Source organism: Rhizobium sp. 01L419 (assembly GCF_056400025.1).
In genome coordinates this window covers 1-1,641 of the sequence record NZ_JBFTSM010000049.1, presented here as the reverse complement: position 1 = coordinate 1,641, position 1,641 = coordinate 1, and the positions used below count along the sequence as shown (strand labels likewise).

The 1,641-nt window shown below is 56.6% G+C and carries 2 protein-coding genes and 1 pseudogene; all 3 read right to left on the bottom strand.

Annotated elements, in window-relative coordinates:
• Nucleotides 1-239: 239 nt before the first annotated feature.
• A complete protein-coding gene (locus AC1DUP_RS36725; RefSeq protein WP_018068222.1) occupies nucleotides 240-824 on the bottom strand; it encodes a hypothetical protein in 585 nt (194 codons plus the stop codon).
• A 152-nt stretch (nucleotides 825-976) separates the two neighbouring features.
• Complete coding sequence (locus AC1DUP_RS36720; RefSeq protein WP_024324033.1) at nucleotides 977-1,096, bottom strand: hypothetical protein; 120 nt, start codon at nucleotides 1,094-1,096, stop codon at nucleotides 977-979.
• A 135-nt stretch (nucleotides 1,097-1,231) separates the two neighbouring features.
• Nucleotides 1,232-1,408, bottom strand: a pseudogene (locus AC1DUP_RS36715) (L,D-transpeptidase); the annotation flags it as partial.
• Between the last annotated feature and the right edge of the window lie 233 nt (nucleotides 1,409-1,641).

Genomic DNA, 1,641 nt, shown 5'->3' with positions numbered 1-1,641 from the left:
ATTCCCCGCCACGATATTCCATCCGCCCACCATCGAGAACTGCGAGCCACCGCCATACAATTATGGTCCGATATCRCTCGCCTTGACACCAACTGAACGAAAGCGACACGCCCGCTTTAATGCCTGAGCGCGTTAACTTTACGATGCCCATCCGGCAGACTGGCAACCCGGCGGCCTGATCAGTGTCCGCCCTCAAGGGCACACTCCAAACGGCGTCCAATAGGCAGGCCGAAACGCACTCAGACTGTGTTCATTTCTCGAAGTTCTGTAATGAATTGCTGCGGCCTGAGCCAGATGCTGGGCGTCTTGTAGCCCATGTGGCGCGCGATCTCGCCAACCCAGTTGTTGCAATTGTCGACCGACGCTTGCCAGAAATGGGAGTTCGCTTGCTGCTCGCGGATAAAAGCGACAACGCCGCTGTATTCGTCGTCCGTGAGCATCACCCGCCAGCTTGCCGACCTGTACTGCTCTTCCAGATCGCCGTCGGTCTGCCCGGTCGTGGCCGGAACCGGTATGAAATGCCCCATGACGTAGGGCGCGGCATCCGGCGAGGCAGGGGCAAGGCCAGCAACCTCGGGATCGATCATATTTCCGTTCGCGTCCACACGCCCGAAAACGACGTAAGTATGCCCATAGGTCAGTGCGTAACGCGAGCGAAACTCGATGAAGTGGGTGTCGGCATTGGCCTGAGCCGTGCCGGTGGTTTTCTGGCCGCGGCTATTGGTCGTGAAATGTGGTTGGGGACTTTTATCTTCCGTCTGGCACGAAGATATCGCAAATACCGACAGGATAACGAGCGGCAGACGGGCTCTTCCAAGCGTCATTCCTAGGCTCCGTACAGCGAGCCCTAGCAGTTGCCGGGCCTGAAAATGCTCATATGCCAGTCTTGCGTCGAAAGTCGAAAAACGAGCCAAGCATTGCGACGCTGTGTGGAGAAGGGCAGCATCGCCCTTCTCCACATTCTAAACACTGGTGGTTACTTGTAGACCGCCTCGGCTGGCGGCGGAGCTTTCCCCTTGCCCTTGCCGATCGTCCCGCAGGCGCTCAGGTTGGCGACTGCGAACATTGCAATGATCAAGACTAGAATTCTGCTCATCAAGAAGTCCCCTATCCTTAGATTCGCACACGTTGTGGTCGGCGACGAATCAGATAGTAGTGATTACTTATATAAGTAGCTAGTGCAGAAAGGTCACAGACCAAACGGATCGTTGTCCCCCTTGGTAAGCGTGCATCAGATGACCAAGGCATGCGTCCCCACGGGCGCGCGGCTATAAAAGATCCAGGATATTGGCGTTCGTCATTCGGATGCAGCCGTTCGAGACCGCGTGCCCATGGACCAAGGCGCGTTCGTGCCATGCAACCGGAACATGGTATCTTGCCCACCCTGGTAGGATGTAGCCGCCCCAAGCCTTCTGGTCCAGAAGACCGATGCTCGAGCGGGCGGATGCCTGAGATTAATTGCCAGACAACCAGATCGATTCGAATGCCAGGCGGGCATCGTAAAGTTAACGCGCTCAGGCATTAAAGCGGGCGTGTCGCTTTCGTTCAGTTGGTGTCAAGGCGAGCGATATCGGACCATAATTGTATGGCGGTGGCTCGCAGTTCTCGATGGTGGGCGGATGGAATATCGTGGCGGGGAAT